This is a genomic window from Bradyrhizobium guangdongense (genome assembly GCF_006483445.1).
GTDB lineage: Bacteria > Pseudomonadota > Alphaproteobacteria > Rhizobiales > Xanthobacteraceae > Bradyrhizobium > Bradyrhizobium guangdongense_A.
The window spans coordinates 1-1,299 of the sequence record NZ_PPPT01000322.1 but is presented as its reverse complement, the minus strand read 5'-3'; the positions used below and the strand labels follow the sequence as shown (position 1 = coordinate 1,299).

The following is a 1,299-nucleotide window of genomic DNA, read 5'->3' as shown; positions in this document are numbered from 1 at the left end:
ACCGACAACGAGCTCGTCGAGGTCACGCAGAAGGCCGTCACCGAAGTCAAGAAGAGCGAGCCGGGCGAACGCACCGACGATCCCGTGCGCATGTATCTGCGCGAGATGGGCACCGTCGAGCTGCTCTCCCGCGAGGGCGAAATCGCCATCGCCAAGCGCATCGAGGCCGGCCGCGAGGCGATGATCGCGGGCCTCTGCGAAAGCCCGCTGACCTTCCAGGCTATCATCATCTGGCGCGATGAGCTCAACGAGGGAAAGATCTTCCTCCGTGACATCATCGATCTCGAAGCGACCTATGCCGGGCCCGACGCCAAGGGCGGCATGAACAATGCGATGATCGCCGGTCCCGCCGGCGAAAACGGCGAGGCACCCGCTGAGGCCGCCGCCGGCGCTGCGCCCGTCGTCGCGCCGCCCGCCGCTCCGCCGGCGCCGACCCCGTTCCGTGCTGCGCCCGGCGTCCCCAATGCCGGCGAAGCCGAGAAGGATCCGGCCGAATCCGCCGCCGAAGCCGATATGGACGAGGACGACGAGTTCGAGAACCAGATGTCGCTTGCGGCCATCGAGGCCGAGCTCAAGCCGAAGGTCGTCGAGATCTTCGACAAGATCGCCGACAACTACAAGAAGCTGCGCAAGCTGCAAGAGCAGGACATCCAGAACCAGCTCGAGAGCACCTCGCACGGCCCGTCGCTCTCGCCGCACCAGGAGCGCAAGTACCGCAAGCTGAAGGACGAGATCATCGTCGAGGTGAAGTCGCTGCGCCTCAACCAGGCCCGCATCGATTCACTGGTCGAGCAGCTCTACGACATCAACAAGCGCCTCGTGTCCCACGAGGGCCGCCTGATGCGCCTTGCTGACAGCCATGGCGTCGCCCGCGACGACTTCCTGCGCAACTACCAGGGTTCGGAGCTCGATCCGCGCTGGCTCAACCGTGTCTCGAAACTCTCGGCCAAGGGCTGGAAGAACTTCGTCCATCACGAGAAGGACCGCATCAAGGACCTCCGCCATGAGGTGCATCAGCTCGCGGCGCTGACGGGTCTGGAGATCGGCGAATTCCGCAAGATCGTGCACTCCGTGCAGAAGGGCGAGCGCGAGGCACGCCAGGCCAAGAAGGAGATGGTGGAAGCCAACCTCCGTCTGGTGATCTCGATCGCGAAAAAATACACCAACCGCGGCCTGCAGTTCCTCGACCTGATCCAGGAAGGCAACATCGGCCTGATGAAGGCGGTCGACAAGTTCGAGTACCGCCGCGGCTACAAGTTCTCGACCTACGCGACGTGGTGGATCCGGCAGGCGATCACC

1 protein-coding gene is annotated in these 1,299 nt (G+C 64.3%); it reads left to right on the top strand.

Annotated elements, in window-relative coordinates; genetic code table 11:
- Positions 1 to 1,299, top strand: a 1,299-nt coding sequence (locus tag C2U70_RS32455) for a sigma-70 family RNA polymerase sigma factor (RefSeq protein WP_140982815.1), incomplete at both ends; no start/stop codon positions are given.